Genomic DNA, 3,206 nt, shown 5'->3' with positions numbered 1-3,206 from the left:
ACCAACTGATTTTGATTGTAATGCTTAAAATTCATAAACAACTGTATGATTATCAGATATAAATATACGAAAACCCTCAATAATAACAAAAAAAAAATCCGCCTCAGTTGTGAGACGGATTCTTTTATTTTGATGTTTTTTAGCGTGTAATTCTTTTAAACGTAATCACTATAGTAGGAAAATTATTTTTTGGATTTTTATTTTACGTAAAACCGTAATTTGGTTTTAGATAATTGTTGGAGATTTGTAAAATTGAAAATATAAATTACATTATTGATATAGAATAGTTTTTGTTATAATGTCAATAAAGCAAAAAAGATTAATTTTGTAAAAAAACTAAATATTGATATATGAGAAAAACTCTACTGTCTGTATTCTGTTTATTTTCTATATATACTATTTCAGCACAACAAGATGTGATGTGGGAGAAATTTATAGGAGGTGAATTTGCAGAATATCTTTACAATGCTATTCCTACTCCTGATTATGGCTTTTTGATCTTGGGTAGTTCTGCTTCTGATGCAACAGGTGATATACAAAAGAAAAACCAAGGTAGTTTAGATTATTTTATCTGGAAAATGGATGAAAATGGGAAGCAAGAATGGCAAAATTCTTTTGGTGGAAACGGTTCTGATTTCTTGTATTCGGCTAAACCTACTGCTGATGGTGGATACATTTTAGCTGGAGCTTCTACTTCTTCTAAATCAGGAGATAAAACAAGTGATAATCAAGGTAACGAAGATATTTGGATTATAAAACTTGATGCACAAGGTAAACTTCAGTGGCAACAAGCTTTCGGTGGAAATGGAAATGATATTCCAGTCGATATTATTCGAACAAAAGATGGTGGTTATCTGATTGCTTCCAATTCCAATTCTATTCCATCTATATTCAAAAAATCTGAAAATTTTGGAGGAAATGATTACTACATTATCAAGCTAAATGAAAAGGGAGAACTACAATGGGAAAAATCGTATGGAGGAATTTTTGATGATAAAATCAAATCTGTTGTTGAAACAAAATCTAGTTTTCTTTTAATTGGAAATTCTAATTCACCTGCTTCAGGAAATAAATCAACCGATCAAACATCAAATGCTACTTGGATTATTCAGGTAGATCAAAAAGGTGAAATTATTTCAGAGAATAACCTTGGTTTAAATTCAGAAAATCAATTGATTTCATTTCAAGAAAATGAACATAATTTCATTTTTTCTGTGAATGAAAAGACTGAAAAATCATTTAAACCAAAAGTGATTCAAACAGATTTTGATTTAAGAGTTCAAAAAACGACAGAATTAGATATTAAGGATAATTTAGCCATCACAGAAGTTAAATTAATTGATAATAAATTTCTTCTTACAGCCAATCAAATTACCTCTTTAGATCAATTAAAAAGTAACAATCATTCTATCGAGAGTTACTACATCACGCTATCTTTTGATCAAAATGGTTCAGAGATTTGGAACAAGAAATTTGGAGGAAAAGGTTTCAATTATCTTGAAAAAGCAATCACCACTCGTGATGGCTCAATCATTCTATTTGGAAACTCTACTCAACAAGCCAAAGGAAACAAAGGACAATCTGATTTTTATTTAGTAAAACTTGGAAAAGAAGGAGATGATTTCAAACGAGTATACATCGAAGCCTATCCAAATCCTACAAAAGATATTGTGAATGTTTTAATCAACAAAGAGTTTGAAAAAGCCTCAATTGAAGTGTACAATTTAGTTGGACAACATTTACAAACTAAAGAAGTAAAATACCGATCTACACCGATTTCTCTCGGAAATTACCCAGAAGGTATTTATATTCTAAAAGTTAACACTGACAACCAAACTGAATCTATTAAAATTATTAAAAAGTAACTTATGAAGAAGATTTACTTAGTATTTAGTTTAATATTAATAAATAATTTGAATGCACAAATTAAAGATTATGAGAAATTTATTCCAAAATCTCCTGAAATTTCAACCATAGGAAAATACATTGATAAACCAATATCATTAAGCTCAGGTAGTGTTGATTTTCAAATTCCTATTGAAGAAATCAAAGTTGATAATAATATTAGTATCCCTATAATTTTAAAATATAATACTGAAGGGATAAAAGTAAATGATCAAGCAACTAGTATTGGTCTTGGTTGGAGTTTATCAACAACTTCTTTCATTACAAGAAATATAAGAAGCTTACCTGATAATTATAATATAAATTTAAAAGTTGATATAAATCGTATAACAGAAGGATTAAATAGTAACCCAGGAAGTGCTTCAGCTCATTGGTTAGAAGGAGCTACAGAAACGGGAATAGATAGTGAGCCTGATGAATATATTGTTAATATTTTTGGCACGAACTTTCATTTTTATTATAATTATCAAACAAATAAATTTCAAACTACTCCTAATAATGATTTTATCATAATTGGAACAATAAATAACGGGAATATTCAATTTTTTAATATCATTGATAATAAAGGAAATGAATATTTTTTTAATACTACTACATTTATTCCAAACACCACATTTATTAGTGAACAAGGAGGCTCACCTGGCTCAAATTCTGGCTACAGAAATACATGGTATCTTTCTAAGATAATAACGAAAGACAATACTGTAGTAGAATTAAATTATGAAGAAAATTTTTCGAATACGAGCTCTTTTGAAAATGTCAATCATACATCACAATATATGTATGTAAGCTCAACTAACAACTTTTTAGGAGATGTTTCAAGTCCTTATGCTATTCTAGCTAATGGTGCTAATAATGGCTATATTAAGATTGGAAGTAAATATCCTATTTCTGATGATTTAGTTAATAATCATAAAATAGATATTGTAAATAATATTTATTCTGTATCAAATTATAATGATTTAATATTAAGTCAGATAAAAATAAATAATAAAAAAAGGGTTGAATATGTTAAAAGTTCAACACTTCGTGAAGATTTAAATTCATATAAACTAGAAAGTATTAAAATCCTTGATACAAATGAAAATATAATTAAATCCTTTGACCTAAACCAATCTTATTATAATCAAGAATATACAAATTCTAGATTAGATTGTTCAAAATCTAAAGTACATCTGTAATCTTCCCCTTGTTAAGAACACTTAAAAGTAGAGTTTTTATTTAATATTATTGTATTATTATTTTGATTAATTTGAAATGTAGGAAAATCATTAGGATTTTTGACCTTACCATATTTCAAT

At 27.5% G+C, this 3,206-nt stretch carries 2 protein-coding genes; both read left to right on the top strand.

Translation table 11 applies throughout. The features are described from left to right. Positions 1 to 350: 350 nt before the first annotated feature. Positions 351 to 1,865, top strand: a complete 1,515-nt coding sequence (locus tag G0Q09_RS14725) for a T9SS type A sorting domain-containing protein (protein ID WP_257468301.1) — start codon at positions 351 to 353, stop codon at positions 1,863 to 1,865. 3 nt (positions 1,866 to 1,868) lie between these two features. Continuing rightward, on the top strand, positions 1,869 to 3,086 hold the full coding sequence (locus G0Q09_RS14720; protein ID WP_219035453.1) for a hypothetical protein: 1,218 nt from the start codon (positions 1,869 to 1,871) through the stop codon (positions 3,084 to 3,086). The last annotated feature ends 120 nt before the right edge of the window (positions 3,087 to 3,206 follow it).

Origin of the sequence: Empedobacter falsenii (genome assembly GCF_019308355.1) — a bacterium.
GTDB classification, from domain to species: domain Bacteria; phylum Bacteroidota; class Bacteroidia; order Flavobacteriales; family Weeksellaceae; genus Empedobacter; species Empedobacter falsenii_B.
Note: the sequence above shows the minus strand (reverse complement) of the source record. Positions and strands in the feature narration are given on the sequence as shown.